Raw genomic sequence first — 14440 nt, 5'->3', positions numbered from 1 at the left:
GGACGACCGCTGCGGGCACGGGCAGGGCGATCGCATGAGCCGCTCCTCCACGCCGGGCTCCCCGGCCGGGCCTTCGGCCGCACCGCACGGTAACCGTGCGCGATCATTCGACTACCCGCAATCCGCGGATCCCGAGGACGCCTCGCTGGATCCGGCGCTCGCCACCACACCGGGGCACGGCGGCGTCGGGGTCTTCCAGGCGCCCCGCCCGCCGCAACGCCGGGCGGCACCGGCCGAGCCCTTGCCGACCGTGCCCGCCACCCGCGACGGCGCCGACATCGACTCACCCTTCCTGGACCTGTTCGGCGGCACCTACGCCCGACCAGGTTCCGCCCAACGGGGCAACGGCCATCCGGCCCGGGCCCTGCCGCAGCAGGCCACCCCCGTCGCACCGGCGCCGGTGACCCGCCGTCCGGCGCCGCCACCGCTGCCCGCGCCGCCCCCGCAACCCGCCGAACCGGCGCCGGTCGCAGCACCGGATCGCCCCGTCGACGTTCCTCCCCCGGCGGCCAGCCCAGCAATCGCGCCTCCCGCGCCGATTCCTCCACCGCCGCACGTACCGGCCGCCACCCCAGCCGGCGACCGGTTGCCGAACGCCCGGCCCCCTGCCGACGACCATCCACACCGTGACGGTGGTCCACCGGCCGCCGCCACGACCGGCCGCCGCGCCACCGCGCCGGCCACGCGCGCCACCACCCCACCCCGGCAGCGCTCGGGTGACCGTCGGGACCGACCGATCAAGCCCGTCCGGGTCCGCGCTCCGAAGATCAAGTTCGGTGATCGCGACCCGGCGGTGGAGTTGGCGATCACCGAGATCGCCGGTCACCTGACCTTCACCCCCAACACCGTCACCGCCTGGTACTGGCTGCCCGAGGTGCGCTGGGCCTTTCGCCCCGACGCGGAACGCGAGGCACTGCTCTCGGCTATCTCCGAGCAGTACGCCGGCCTGGCCGGGTTCCGGCTGCACCTGCGTCGCACCACCCGTCCCTTCCCCGCCGACGAGTGGGCCCGCACCATCGACGCCCACACCGTCTCGCCGCTGCCAGACGTGCCCGGCACGGCCGGCTGGGCAGATCATCTGGTGGCCGCCCAACGGCACCTGCTCTCGGTCAACCACGCCGAAGGCCAGACCTACCTCGGCGTCACCTTCGCCCGCCGCTCGCTCGGCGACTCGCTCACCGAACGGCTGCTACGCACCTTCGGGCGTGGCGTGGCCGAAGGCGAACGGCGCAAGCTGGGCCGTACCGTCGAGCAGTTCGACGAGGTGCTCGGCGCGTTCGGCATGCGTGGCCGACGGGTCACCGCCCAGGAACTGGAATGGCTGCTCTACCGCTCGGTGGCGCTCTGCATGGCACCCCCGGGTGCGCTCTCGCCGATCACCGACGGGCGTTGGGAGCGCGGTGACCTGCTCGCCCTGACCGAGCAGGTGGAACGCTACCGCACCCCGTACGGCTCGACGGTCAAGCTGGTCAACCGGATGACCGGCGAGGAACGGCACGTTGCCGTGCTCGCGGTGGGTCGAATGGAGCCGCTGGAGATTCCCGAACGGCACGAGCCCTGGCTGCACTTCCACGAGCGGCTGCCGTGGCCGATGGAGCTGTCCACCCGGGTCGACATCCTCGGCTCAGGCGACTCCTTCCGGAACCTGGAACACCGGCTACGGATGATCCGGTCGCAGCAGCTCGACTACGCCGAGCACGGCATCGACGCTCCACCGGAGTTGGAACGGCTGGCCAAGCGGGCACTGGTGATCGGTGACGAGATGACCACCGGACTGCCGGTGGACTCCGCTCGGGCACACGGCTGGCACCGGCTCGCGGTGGGCGGACGCACCCGCGAGGAATGCTTGGAACGGGCCCGCCGCCTGATCCAGCTCTACTCCCGGGAACTGCGCATCTCGCTGCAACACCCGAAGAACCAGGACTGGCTGGCCCGGGAGTTCATTCCCGGCGAGCCGATCGCCAACACCGGCTACGTCCGGCGGATGCCGGTGCACCTGCTGGCGGCGGCGCTGCCGCAGGCCGCGTCGACGGTCGGCGATCGTCGCGGCGACCTGATCGGGCGAACCGCCGGCACCTGCCGCCGACCCGTCTTCCTCGACCTGCATTTCCCGATGGAGGTACGGGAACGCTCCGGCCTCGCGGTCTTCGTGGCCGAACCGGGTGGTGGCAAGTCGACCCTGCTCGGTGCGCTGGGCTACCTGGCTGCCCGGCGCGGCGTGCAGGTGACCCTGCTCGACCCGTCCGGCCCGCTGGCCCGGCTCTGCGCGATGCCGGAACTGCGACCGTACTCCCGGGTGCTCAACCTGACCGGCTCCGAGCACGGCACCTTGGCGCCTTACTCGCTGATCCCGACGCCGCTGCGCAGCGAGTTCGGTGCCGGAGCCGCCGGGGACCGCGAGTTCGAGATCGCGGTCTCCAACGCCCGCGCCGAACGCCGGATGCTGGTGCAGGACATCTGCATGATGCTGGTGCCGCCCCAGGTGGCCCGCGAGGCGTCCACCGCGACCCTGTTCCGCCATGCCGTACGCCAGGTGCCGGCCGAGGAGACCTCCACCCTGGACGACGTGGTCACCTGCCTCGGCCAGCTCGATGACGACGCCGGCCGGGAACTGGCCAACCTGTTGCTGGACACCGCCGAGATGCCGCTGGCCATGCTCTTCTTCGGCCGGCCACCGGACGGACTGCTCGGCCCGGACGCGGCACTAACCGTGATCACCATGGCCGGCCTGCGGCTGCCCGATCTCAAGATCGAGCGGGAGTACTGGTCGGCCGAGGAGGCGCTGGCTCTGCCGATGCTGCACACCGCGCACCGGTTGGCGGTCCGTCGCTGCTACGGCGGCTCGATGTCGTCACGCAAGCTGGTGGGCCTGGACGAGGCGCACTTCATGGAGGGCTGGCGGTCCGGCCGCTCCTTCCTCGTCCGACTCGCCCGCGACTCCCGGAAGTGGAACCTCGCCGCGCTGGTCGCCTCACAGAACCCCCGAGACATCCTCGGCCTCGACGTACAGAACCTCGTCTCCACCGTCTTCGTCGGCCGGATCGCCGAGGACGCAGAGATCGCCTCGGAGGCGCTGCGCCTGCTGCGGGTCCCGGTCGACGACGGGTACGAGGCGACCCTCGCCTCGCTCTCCACCGCCGACGCGACCTCCGCTCACCGGCTCGGCTTCCGCGAATTCGTGATGCGCGACGTCGACGGCCGGGTGCAGAAGGTCCGAGTCGACGTGTCCTATGTGGATGGACTCTTGGAGCACCTCGACACCACCCCCGCCGCCATCGCTGCCGCCGCCGGGGTACTGCCGACCGTGCTGCCTGACCTGGAGGCGTGACATGGCGAGGGCCCGGGCACGGATCACGGCGCTGCTCCTGGCACTCGGCGTACTCGCCGCGGCCACGATCAGTTGGCCCGGGCTCACCGCCACACCCGCGTACGCCTCACCCGTCGCGTACCAGGCCCCCACCAACCTGTGCACCACGGAGGAATGGCAGGCCGACTTCCGCGCCTGCGTCGCCAAGCTTCAGCAGGTGGCGGAGAGCGAGGCGACCTGCCTGAGCCCGCCGACACCAACCGCACCGGACTCCGGCATCGCCGGCTGGTTCGCCTCCCGACCCGAGGCCTCCAAGCTACCCGGCCCCAAGGGCTACTACAGCGATTACGGCTATGCCGGGTACAGCTACACCACCTACAAGATCGAGACTGGTTGCGCGACCACGTTGCTGCACCCGGACTACAAGTTCACCAACACCATCGCGAACGGCGAATTCATGATCGCCACGGCGATCGTCGGTGCCTCGAACGCGCTGCGCGAACGCGCCTGGGACCCGGGCACGATGTGGGGTTGGGCGGACCCGCTGGTGGACCAGGCCACCAAGGCGATCTACCAGAAGGTGTTCAGCGTCTTCGGCATCGTCACGCTCTGCGTGGTCGGCCTCTACCTGCTCTGGCGCTCTCGGCAGTCCGACATGAGCAGCGCGATGACCACGGCCGGATGGGCGCTCGTGGTGATGGTGGCGATCACCGCGCTGGCGGCCTGGCCGGTCAAGTCCGCCAATCTCGCCGACGGCGCACTCATCTCCACACTCGGCGTCGTACACGACGCCGTCGGCCCGGCCTCGAAGGACGTGCCACCCGACCGGTGCGCAATGCCCAACCCGGATGCCTGCACCGACAAGCGCCCGCCGGCGGTAAGGGCGAGCGACACCGCCACGGAGGGCATGCTCTACCGGAACTGGCTGCGCGGCGTGCTCGGCTCGGCCGACAGCGAGACCGCCCGCAAGTACGGCGCCGCGCTCTACGATGCCAAGTCACTTTCCTGGGAAGAGGCGGAGAAGATCCGAGCCAATCCTCGGACCCGCGAAGCCACCATCAACGCGAAGAAGCAGCAGTGGATGACGGTGGCCGCGCAGATCGAGCGGGAGGACCCGGAGGCGTACGAGTACCTGCAGGGTGTTCGGGACATGGACCGGGTCGGCGCGGGCTTCATCGCGGTGCTGGCCGCACTGCTCTTCGCGATGTTCGACCTGACCGCCTCGGTGCTCGTACTGCTGGGCTTCCTGATCTTCCGATGGGCGGTGATCGCCGCGCCTATCCTGGGCACGATCGGCCTGCTCCGGCCGGCCAGCGCCGGCCTGCGCCGGCTCGGCAACGCAGTGGTGGCTGCCCTCTTCAACATCGCGATCTTCGGGACCGGCGCGGCGATCTACCTCTTCGCGGTGGACCTGATCATGAGCACACCCACCCTGCCCGGCTGGCTACAGGTGGTGCTGGTCTGGCTCTGCGGTGTAGTGGGCTGGTTGCTGTTGCGTCCGTACCGGCGAATCACTCAGCTCGGCGGCAAGGACAGCAGCGAGGCGGTCAGCTCGGCCGGTTCCTGGCATCGGCGGTTCTTCCGCGACATGCGTACCGCGGCTCGGCTCGACGTCGCTGAGCCGGGCGGCACCAGCGAGCCCAGCATGGGGCGGCGTCGCACAATGGTGGCGGAACAGCCGAAGGTGCGGCCGGAGGCCCGCCCGGACCCGGTGCCGAGCGGCGCATCTCCTGCCCCGGAACGTCCGGACGGCCGTAAGGCCAACGACGTCCAGGGATCGAGGCACGGCCGAGAGGAAAGGGAGCAGCGGCCCGAGACCCGGCCCGTCGCGCCCCGGCCTCGGCGGCGACAACCCGCCTCCTGGGCCGAGCCGGATGTACCCGATGAGAATCCGTCCTTCGTCATCTACCGTCCGGGATCGGCCGAGCGGGCGCCCGAGAAGCCCGCGCCCCGGATCCGCTCCGAGGCTCGGTGACCGTAGTGCGGCGGGCCATCGAATTCCTGGTCACCCGGCTTTTCCGCTCCCGGCTCGGGGTGGCCCTCGGCATCGCGGTGCTGGTGCTCGGCGTGGTCGGAGCGGCCAGGCTGGTCGCCGATCCCGGCGACCAGACGGTCGGCTTGAGCAACCGGCCGACCGAGCCGATCACCACGGTGCATCCGACCACGGGCGACGACGGTGCGATCTCGACCACCACCACACCAACACCGGTGACCAGTCCCGGCGAGGCGAAACCGGAACAGGTCGCGGAACAATTCGTCGTGGCGTGGCTCGGTCGCCCTGGTCTGACCGCCGAAAACTGGCACGAGGGTCTGCGTCCGCTCTCCACCGCTGCCCTGATGGACAAACTCGTCGGCGTCGACCCGGCCAGCGTACCGACGGGTGAGATGACGGACGGGGTGACCGTACGGCCGCGCAGCGAGACCTTCGTGGAGGCGCTGATCGCGCTCGACACCGGGCGGCTTCGGCTCGAACTGGTGGCGCCGCAGGGGCGGTGGCTGGTGGACGCTGTGGACTGGGAGCGGTCATGACCGACGCGAATACTTCCCGCCGCCAACCGGTACGGGTCGGCGCTCTCGCCGCCGCACTCACCGCGACGCTGGCGTTCCTTTGTTGCACCGGTGGCGCCGGGGCCTTCTTCCTGACCGAGTTGGGCGGCGACGCGGCCGAGCAGATCACACCGGCGAGCCTGGAGTGCACCGGAGACTTCGCGGTAGACGTCACCGGCAACATGCCCCGGATTCCGCAGTACGGGGAACGCCAGCTCCGCAACGCCGCAGTGATCATCAAGGTCGGCCAGGAGATGGAGGTGCCGGCGCGCGGGTGGGTGATCGCGGTGGCAACGGCTATGCAGGAGTCCCGGCTGCTCAACCTGGCCAACCGCACGGTCGCCGAGTCTCAGGACATCCCGCACGAGGGTGTCGGCGCTGACCACGACTCGGTCGGGCTGTTCCAGCAACGCGCGTCGTGGGGCACCGTCGCGCAGCGGATGAATCCCGAGTACGCCTCTCGGAAGTTCTACGAGAAGCTGGTGGACCTGCCCGACTGGCAGAAACTGCCGCTCACGGTGGCCGCCCAACGCGTGCAGATCAGCGCCTTTCCCGACGCGTACGCCAAGCACGAGGAACTCGCCGCCCGGATCGTCGACGCATTGGCGGGTGGCGCGGCCCGGACCGCCCTGATCGCCGGGCAGGAGATGTGTGACGCGGCCGCGTCGGGTGAAATCGCCGCCTCCGGCTGGACCGCCCCCATTCCGGGTGGCGTCGGCTCCGGTTTCCGCACGGCGAGCCGGCCCGGTCACAACGGGGTGGACATCGCCGCACCGAAGGGCACCCTCATCCGGGTCGCGGCCACTGGTCGAGTCCTGGTCTCCCGCTGCGACCCGGACTGGCGAGGCAGGCACAGCTGCGACGTGGACGGCTGGCCGAACAAGGGTGGCTGCGGTTGGTTCGTTGACGTCCTGCACGCTCAGGGCATCGTCACCCGCTACTGCCACATGGTGAGTCGTCCTCGGGTCGCCGTAGGGGAGACCGTGCAGGCTGGTCAGGTGATCGGCGAGGTGGGCAGCAGCGGCAACTCGTCCGGTCCGCACCTGCACTTCGAGGTCCACACCGACGGTGACCGCAGCAGCCGCAGCGCCATCGACCCGGTGCCGTTCATGCGCTCGAAGGGCGCGCCGCTCAAGGGCGCCGAGTGAGCTTTCCTCCATCATGACCGAGCCACTACCGGATCCGTTCGCCGACCAGCCGGACTGGGCACCACAACCGCCCCGGCCCATCGAGATCGTCCCGGCTGCCGGCCGAGTGGACCTACGCGGGCAACGGGTGCTGGTCGGGCTGCCGGGTCTCGGCTGGCGGAGTGACCTGCGGGCCGATGAGAAGGTGGTCCAGAACAGCCGCACCTACGTGCCGGTCATTCCGGAACATGAGTGGTATCGCGCCGAATCCGACCAGGTGGAGGTCTTCGCCCCGCTGGTGCCTGTCGAGCGGGTCTGGGTCGAGACAGTCGGCGCACCGATCAGCACGTCGACGGCAGACGGCGGCCTCCGGCTCGTCTCACTGGACGCACCGGCACACCGGCCGCCGACACCGGTCTTCGAGGCGGACTCGGTGGTCGGGCGCCGCGTCGTACACGTGGTGGGCTCCGTTGAGCAGCGCGATCTACGCGCGGTCACGGAGACCTACTCGGGTGCCGAGGGGGACATCTGCGTACGGGTCGCACCCGAGGTGGAGTGGTACCGCTGGGCCTGGCGCGGCCAGTCACCAACCACGTTGGAGGTCCCTGTCCATCTGTTGTGGCTGGAGTAAATCAGTCGACCCTTGTCCCGGAACACACCAGCCAGCCTTCGCTCAACCGTGTTGTGAACCGCCAGGCTTGCCGGTCTGTCTGCCGGTTGCCATCAACCAGAGCCGAGAACGTGAGATCGACATTGACAACCGCTTCTTTGCCGGCCTGAGCTTCCTGAAGCGGTCCCCAAGTGACTGCCAAATTAGTATCGAATTGCTCTTCACGCGTTATCAAATCAGCTCTTAGCTGCCGCATCTCACCTAGATCTGGAGTTTCGTCACATGTAAGAAGGTTGGCGCGTACGTCGTTGCGGTCTACGAGGAACGCGCGCAGGTAGTTGTCCACCACGACGTCGGGTGCGCTGCGGTCGGGGGTGGTTGCGCGGTCGTAGACGAGGTAGCCGACGACGCCGCCGCCCAGACACAGCGCCGCGAGCACCCCGGCGACCACTGTCAACACCGTTCGGACCCGTCGGCGTGGCCGCTGCGGCGCTGGCACGACCGTAGGCGGTGCCAGTTCCTCTGGCGGGGTCCGTTGCGCCGGTACGCGGGAGACCTGGGAACCGGCGGGGGGCGGCACTGATTCCACCCCCTGAGGCTATCGGCTGGAGCCTGTGGACCCAATGCCCCAGATTCAGCAGATCGTGACGGACCCCTGCCGACCGGTGAGATTCACGACAAATGCCGGCGCAGCACCGCCACGCGTCCCAGGGGTCCGGCGGTCGCTGGGATACCGTCGTGTCTGCTCGACGAGTGGGTGCCGACCTCGGGCGGAGGAGGTGGTCACGGTGGGCGGTCCAAAGGCACGGGCAGTCCGCGCCGCCGCGTTGCACCGGCGAGCCGCCGCGACGGTCGCAGCCGCCGCCGCGAGCCTCGACGACACCCGCCCGGCCCCAGCGGACCAGCGCCGTCAGTACGCGCTGGCCGAAAGGTTGCGTACCGCAGCCGCCGTGCTCGCGCCGGGCTGGGCGGGCAGCGCGCTGGACGGCATCGAGCCGACGACCCGCGCCGGGGAGGTCCCGCCGCCCTTCGTCCGGGTTGGCACCGCCGCGCCGCTGGACGACGCCCGCTTCCCCGCCCTGGTGCCGTTGCTCGGCACCGGTCACCTGACGGTGGACGCCGACGCGCACGATCCGCGGGTGGCCGGGCTGCTGCGGGCGATGGTGCTGCGGCTGGTGGCGGCGACACCGGCAGGGACACTGCTGGTACGGGCTGTGGACGTGACCGGGGACGTGCTGGCGCCGTTCGGGGCGCTCGGTGATGCCGGGTTGCTGTCCCCGCCCACCACGGACGTCACCGGGCTACGGGCCGTGCTCGACGAGGCGGAGCGATGGGTGGCGCCGGGCTCGTCCGGCCCGCGCCGGCATGACCGGTTGCTGCTGCTGGTGCTCGCCGGATTGCCCGAGCGGACCGGGGGCGGTGAGCTGGCGCGGATCGAGTCCCTTGCCGAGCAGGGGCCGGCCACCGGGCTGCATCTGGTGGTGGCGGGATGGCCGGTTGAGGATCGTGCTCCGCTGCCCCGGGCCACCCCGCTGGCGATGCGCACCGCTTACGCGCTGCTCGGCGATGCGCCCGGTGCCGCCTTTGCCGCCCCAGGCTCCGACGGCGGGTTGAACTCGCCGGTGTTCGTCGAACCGGACCCACCGGCCGAGCTGGTGGAGGTCGTCTGCCGCCGGCTCGCCGCGCAGGTCGAGGCCGGCACCCGGTTGCCCCTGGCCAGCCTGTTGCCACCGGTCGAGGACGAGTTGTGGCAGGCGGACGCAACCGAGGGGATGAGCACCACGGTCGGTGACGCCGGCGGTCGACCGGTGTCCCTCGGCTTCACCGAGTTGACGCCGCACTGGTTGGTCAGCGGCCGGTCGCGGGCCTGCCGGTCAACCTTCCTGACCACCACGCTACTCGGTCTCACCGCCCGGTACGGCCCGGACGAGTTGTCGTTGTATCTGGTCGATCTCGGCGAGGGCGAGTCCTTCGCGGAGTTCTTGCAGACCGAGCGCGACCGGTCCTGGGTTCCGCACGTACGCGCGGCAGCGATGGCCGCCGACCGGGAGTATGTGCTCGACCTGTTCGATCAGCTGACGGTCGAGGTCCAGCGACGCGCCGAGGCCTCCGCCCGCACGGGTGGGCAGCGTTTCGCGGAACTACGGCAGCACCGTCCGCTGCCCCGGATCGTGTGCGTGGTGGACAATCTGCCGTTGCTCTTCACCGAGCGGGATCGGCTGGCCGCCGACGTCGCCGCCCGGTTGGACGTGCTGACCAGGACCGGTCGCCTGCACGGCGTGCATCTGGTCCTCGCTGGTGAGGCTGACCTGGGTCTGGGCGTACGGAGCGAGGGCGGGCAGCGGGATCCGCTGCTCGGCCAGTTCCCGGTCCGGGTGGCTTTGCCCGGGGGCGGGGCGGTACTGGAACCGACCAACGACTCGGCTGCCGGGCTGCCAGCCGGCAGCGCGGTGGTCAACACCGCCGGTGGCCTGGGTGGGCCTCGGGGTGCGATCCGGGGCCATGAGCGGATGGTCCGGTTCCCCGATCCGCACGATGAGCCGGAGGTCGTGGAGGGGCTCCGTCACCGGCTCTGGTCGGCCCGTACGCAGGGCGCCGCTCCACCGGTGGTCTTCGCCGGTTATGCCCGTCCGCTGCTGGGCAACGATCCCCGTTACCGGTCGGCTCTTGCCGGGCGGGCGTTGGCGCCGGCGGCGCTGTTGGGGCGGGCGCTGGATGTCGCGCGTACCACCGCGACGGTGCCGCTCGGGCCGGCTGCCGGGCGTAATCTCGCGGTGTTGGGTCCGCGACCGGAGGGCAGCCGGCTGCTGACCATGGCCGCCCGGAGTACCGCAGCCCACCACCCGCCAGGTACGGCCCGGTTCGTGATCGCCGCACCGGACGCCGAGGCCCGGCCGATGGCCGACGCGCTGGCCACCGAGTTGGCCGCGCGGCATCCGGTCGAGACAGTCGACCTGGCCGGGCTGGTCGATGTGCTGGACGCCGGGGCTGCGGCCTATCTGGTGGTGTTCGGGCTGGATGTGGCACCGCCGGAGCACCTGCCACCGGCTCGACTGCGGATGTTGCTGTGCGAGGGACCGCCGGCCGGGCAGCACCTGCTGGGCTGGTGGCGTACGGTGCCGTCGTTCGCGGCGCTGATCGCTGCGGAGGAGACGGTCGACAAGTTGACCGCCGTGGCGGTGGCGGGCGTACCGGGCGCTCAGCTCACGCCGGTCTTCGGGCGGCCGGTGGAGTGGCGGCCTCGCCCTGATCGGGTGCTGCTCTGGGACGGCCCGGGTGAGCGGGGGGTCGTGTTGGTGCCGTACGACGTGCCGGAGGACGGGGAGCAGGCATGACGATCAGCCAGGCAGGGAGCACGGCGATCCGCCCCGGTCGGCAGCGGACGGCCGCACCGCCGCCCGCGGCCGAGGGTGCCGTGCCGGCCGTGTGGTCGGACTATCTGGCCGCCGCCCGCCAACTGGACGGGGTACGCCGCGACGCGGCGACCGCCGCGAGTGAACAGGCGCGTACCGTCCAGGCGGCTCGGGACGAGTTGGTCGCGGTGCGCACCCGGTTGGCGGCACAGGAGGCGCGGCTGTGTGAGCTGGGCGTACCGCCGATCTCGCTGGCGCCGACGCCACCGGAGTTGTCGGAGGCGACCCGGTCGATGTCCGGCGGTCCGGCGGCGGTGCTTGCCGCGTTGCGGGAGGCCCGACGCTGGGCGTACGGGGTCGACGACGTCCTCGCCGCGCGTGGCCTGTCCCGGGTGGCGCACTGGTCGCCTCGACCACGCAACCTGCTGGTGTACGGTCCGCTGGCGCTGCTGGTTCCGCTGCTTCTGATCGCGGTGTATCTGACTGCCGGCACCGGCCCGGTGACGATCCTGGCCCTGGTGGTGGGGCTGCCGGGGCCGGCGGTCGCGTTCGGTGTGGGTTGGCTGGCGGTGGCCCGGCTGTTTCCGGCCCAGCCCGGGGAACGGGTGGACCGGACTCCCCGGTTCGGCGCCCTGGCCTGCCTGATTCCGGCGGTGGTCGTCACCGCCGGAATCGTGCTGGGCATGCTGGCCGCCTGACCTGCTCGGCTGGACGGCAGACCGCAGACCGGCGGGGGGCCGCCGGAGGTGCGGTCAGCGGTGGTGGATGAGTGCCATCGCCTCGGCCCGGGACTTGGCGTCCCGCTGGAGGGTGCCCCGTACCGCCGAGGTGATCGTCTTGGCGCCGGATTTCTGGATGCCGCGCATGGCCATGCACATGTGCTCGCATTCCAGTACGACCACCACCCCGCGCGGTGCCAGCCGGTCCATCAGCAGGTCGGCGATCTGCGAGGTGAGCCGTTCCTGCACCTGCGGCCGGCGGGCGTAGACCTCGACCAGGCGGGCCAGCTTGGACAGGCCGGTGATCCGCCCGTCCGGGCCGGGGATGTAGCCGATGTGCGCGCTGCCCCGGAACGGCAGGAGGTGGTGCTCGCAGAGGCTCATCACGTCGATGTCCCGGACCAGCACGAGTTCCTCGTGGTTGGCCTCGAAGGTAGTGGTGAGCACCGTGGCCGGGTCGACCCGCAGGCCGGCGAAGAGTTCGGCGTAGGCGCGGGCCACCCGGGCCGGAGTCTGCTGGAGTCCGTCCCGGTCGGGGTTCTCGCCGACCGCGATGAGGATCTCGCGGACCGCCTTCTCGATCCGGGCGAGGTCGACGATCTCCTCGACCGGTCGCCCGGTCAGCCGACCGTTGATCAACCGCGCGGCGATGTAGTCGAGGGTGTCGTCGGGTTCTGTGGATGAGGCGGCCAGCCCCCGCTGCGGGGGGCTGGCCGCTGGGTCGTTGGTGCTCAGTGCGGGCCGTCCGAGTTGTTGGAGTTCGGGCTGCCGACGGTGGCCTGCGCCCCGTCGGCCTCGGCCTGCACCTTGAGCGCCTCCTTCTCGGCCGGGGTGAGTACCGGCGGCTCGGTGGAGGGCTGACGCTTGCCGAAGCCGTTGTACGGGGCCATCGGCGGCCGCTTGACCACCCGGGCGCAGATCCGGGCCATGTCGGCGGTGGAGAGGGTTTCCTTCTCCATCAGCTCGAGCACGATGTTGTCCAGGACGTCCCGGTACTCGACCAGGATCTCCCAGGCCTCGTCGTGGGCCCGCTCGATCAGGGCCCGCATCTCGCCGTCGATCTCGGCGGCTACGACGTCGGAGTAGTCCCGCTCGTGGCCCATGTTGCGGCCGAGGAACGGCTCGTCGCCGCTGGTGCCGTACTTGATCGCACCGAGCTTGGAGCTCATGCCGTACTGCGTGATCATCGCGCGGGCCAGTGCGGTGGCCTTCTCGATGTCGTTGCCGGCACCGGTGGTGGGCTCGTGGAAGACGAGTTCCTCGGCGGCCCGCCCGCCCAGCGCGTACGCCAGGGTGTCGATCATCTCGGCGCGGGTCTGGGTGTACTTGTCCTCCGTGGGCAGCACCAGGGTGTGCCCCAGGGATCGACCGCGCGAGAGGATCGTCACCTTGTGCACCGGCGCGGCGTGCGGCAGCGCCCAGGCGACCAGCGCGTGTCCACCCTCGTGGTACGCGGTGATCTTCTTCTCCTGGTCGCTCATCACCCGGGTACGCCGCTGCGGGCCGGCGATCACCCGGTCGATCGACTCCTCCAGCGATTCGTTGCTGATCGCCCGCTGGTCCTTCCGGGCGGTCAGCAGGGCCGCCTCGTTGATCACGTTGGCCAGGTCGGCGCCGCTGAAGCCCGGCGTCCGCTTGGCCACCGAGTCGAGGTCGACGTCCGGGGTGAACGGCTTGCCCTTGGCGTGCACCCGGAGGATGGCCTTGCGGCCCTCCATGTCGGGGGCGTCGACCGGGATCTGCCGGTCGAACCGGCCCGGGCGCAGCAGCGCCGGGTCGAGGATGTCCGGCCGGTTGGTGGCGGCGATCAGGATGACGCCGCCCTTGACGTCGAAGCCGTCCATCTCGACGAGCAGCTGGTTGAGGGTCTGCTCGCGTTCGTCGTGGCCGCCGCCCATGCCGGCGCCACGGTGCCGACCGACGGCGTCGATCTCGTCGACGAAGACGATCGCCGGGGCGTTCGCCTTGGCCTGCTCGAACAGGTCGCGGACCCGGCTGGCACCGACACCGACGAACATCTCCACGAAGTCGGAACCGGAGATCGAGTAGAACGGCACCCCGGCCTCGCCGGCGACCGCCCGGGCGAGCAGCGTCTTACCGGTACCGGGCGGGCCGAACAGGAGTACGCCCTTCGGGATCTTCGCGCCGAGCGCCTGGTACTTGCCCGGGTTCTGCAGGAAGTCCTTGATCTCGTGCAGTTCCTCGACGGCTTCCTCGGCACCGGCCACGTCGGCGAAGGTGGTCTTCGGCGTGTCCTTGGTGATCATCTTCGCCTTGGACTTGCCGAAGTTGAGCACCCGGGAGCCGCCGCCCTGCATCTGCGACATGAAGAACAGCAGCAGCAGCACGAGCAGCACGATGGGCAGCAGGTTGACCAGCAGGCTGACCCAGATGCTGTCGGACGACACCTCGGTGTCGGCCGGCCCGGTGACCCGGTTGTTCGCCTTGGCATCGAGGATCTGGTTCCAGACCTCGTTGCCGACCTCGTACGGGAACTGGGCCTCGATCAGCTTGGTGGTGGTCTTGCCGAACTCGGCCTCCTGAGCGAGCTCGAGCTGGATCGTCTGTTCCTTGTCCTGGAACACGACCTTCTCGATGCCGCCCTTGTTGAGCTGGTCGAGCGCGACTGACGTGTCCACCCGGTGGTAGCTGGGACCAGAGGTGAACAACTGACTGAGCACGACAGCGCCGAGGATGACCAGGATGACCCAGAACACCGGTCGGCGGAAGAAACGCGTACGTTCCATGCTTTTGTCGAGCGCCGAGACGCCCGCATC

10 protein-coding genes are annotated in these 14440 nt (G+C 70.6%); 7 read left to right on the top strand and 3 right to left on the bottom strand.

The window, feature by feature from the left end:
* Positions 1 to 34: 34 nt before the first annotated feature.
* From AB0M35_RS17555 to AB0M35_RS17535, 5 genes are read left to right on the top strand one after another with little or no spacing between them, the layout of a single operon-like run.
* A complete protein-coding gene (locus AB0M35_RS17555) occupies positions 35 to 3328 on the top strand; it encodes an ATP-binding protein (protein WP_363746428.1) in 3294 nt (1097 codons plus the stop codon).
* 1 nt (position 3329) lies between these two features.
* Positions 3330 to 5282 (top strand): MFS transporter, encoded by a 1953-nt coding sequence (locus AB0M35_RS17550; RefSeq protein WP_363746426.1) that lies wholly within the window; start codon positions 3330 to 3332, stop codon positions 5280 to 5282.
* Positions 5279 to 5836 (top strand): hypothetical protein, encoded by a 558-nt coding sequence (locus tag AB0M35_RS17545; RefSeq protein WP_363746424.1) that lies wholly within the window; start codon positions 5279 to 5281, stop codon positions 5834 to 5836. The genes AB0M35_RS17550 and AB0M35_RS17545 overlap by 4 nt, the downstream gene beginning before the upstream one ends.
* Positions 5833 to 7002, top strand: a complete 1170-nt coding sequence (locus AB0M35_RS17540) for a M23 family metallopeptidase (RefSeq protein ID WP_363746422.1) — start codon at positions 5833 to 5835, stop codon at positions 7000 to 7002. Before AB0M35_RS17545 ends, AB0M35_RS17540 begins: the two co-directional genes overlap by 4 nt.
* 13 nt (positions 7003 to 7015) lie before the next feature.
* Positions 7016 to 7612, top strand: a complete 597-nt coding sequence (locus AB0M35_RS17535; RefSeq protein ID WP_363746420.1) for a hypothetical protein — start codon at positions 7016 to 7018, stop codon at positions 7610 to 7612.
* A gap of 1 nt (position 7613) precedes the next feature.
* Here AB0M35_RS17535 and AB0M35_RS17530 read toward each other — a convergent pair whose 3' ends face one another.
* Positions 7614 to 8171, bottom strand: coding sequence for a hypothetical protein (locus AB0M35_RS17530; protein WP_363746719.1), 558 nt, complete (start codon positions 8169 to 8171; stop codon positions 7614 to 7616).
* Between the two features lie 199 nt (positions 8172 to 8370).
* Here AB0M35_RS17530 and AB0M35_RS17525 point away from each other — a divergent pair, with 199 nt between their 5' ends.
* The gene (locus AB0M35_RS17525) at positions 8371 to 10926 is read left to right on the top strand and encodes an FtsK/SpoIIIE domain-containing protein (RefSeq protein WP_363746418.1); all 2556 of its coding nucleotides are present in this window, start codon (positions 8371 to 8373) and stop codon (positions 10924 to 10926) included.
* The gene (locus tag AB0M35_RS17520; RefSeq protein WP_363746417.1) at positions 10923 to 11642 is read left to right on the top strand and encodes a hypothetical protein; all 720 of its coding nucleotides are present in this window, start codon (positions 10923 to 10925) and stop codon (positions 11640 to 11642) included. The genes AB0M35_RS17525 and AB0M35_RS17520 overlap by 4 nt, the downstream gene beginning before the upstream one ends.
* Before the next feature lie 54 nt (positions 11643 to 11696).
* Here AB0M35_RS17520 and folE read toward each other — a convergent pair whose 3' ends face one another.
* Together folE and ftsH are read right to left on the bottom strand one after the other, a co-directional pair.
* Positions 11697 to 12356: a GTP cyclohydrolase I FolE gene (gene folE, locus AB0M35_RS17515; protein ID WP_363746718.1), complete on the bottom strand. Its 660-nt coding sequence runs from the start codon at positions 12354 to 12356 to the stop codon at positions 11697 to 11699.
* A gap of 38 nt (positions 12357 to 12394) precedes the next feature.
* A complete protein-coding gene (gene ftsH, locus AB0M35_RS17510; protein WP_363746415.1) occupies positions 12395 to 14410 on the bottom strand; it encodes an ATP-dependent zinc metalloprotease FtsH in 2016 nt (671 codons plus the stop codon).
* Positions 14411 to 14440 lie beyond the last annotated feature (30 nt).

The sequence above is a fragment of the Micromonospora sp. NPDC051196 genome (assembly GCF_040682415.1).
Lineage (GTDB): Bacteria > Actinomycetota > Actinomycetes > Mycobacteriales > Micromonosporaceae > Micromonospora.
Note: the sequence above shows the minus strand (reverse complement) of the source record. Positions and strands in the feature narration are given on the sequence as shown.

Coding starts and splice junctions, on each gene's coding strand:
- AB0M35_RS17555 (WP_363746428.1), top strand. CDS start 35: ATGAGCCGCTCCTCCACGCCGGGCTCCCCGGCCGGGCCTTCGGCCGCA.
- AB0M35_RS17550 (WP_363746426.1), top strand. CDS start 3,330: ATGGCGAGGGCCCGGGCACGGATCACGGCGCTGCTCCTGGCACTCGGC.
- AB0M35_RS17540 (WP_363746422.1), top strand. CDS start 5,833: ATGACCGACGCGAATACTTCCCGCCGCCAACCGGTACGGGTCGGCGCT.
- AB0M35_RS17535 (WP_363746420.1), top strand. CDS start 7,016: ATGACCGAGCCACTACCGGATCCGTTCGCCGACCAGCCGGACTGGGCA.
- AB0M35_RS17520 (WP_363746417.1), top strand. CDS start 10,923: ATGACGATCAGCCAGGCAGGGAGCACGGCGATCCGCCCCGGTCGGCAG.
- ftsH (WP_363746415.1), bottom strand. CDS start 14,410: ATGGAACGTACGCGTTTCTTCCGCCGACCGGTGTTCTGGGTCATCCTG.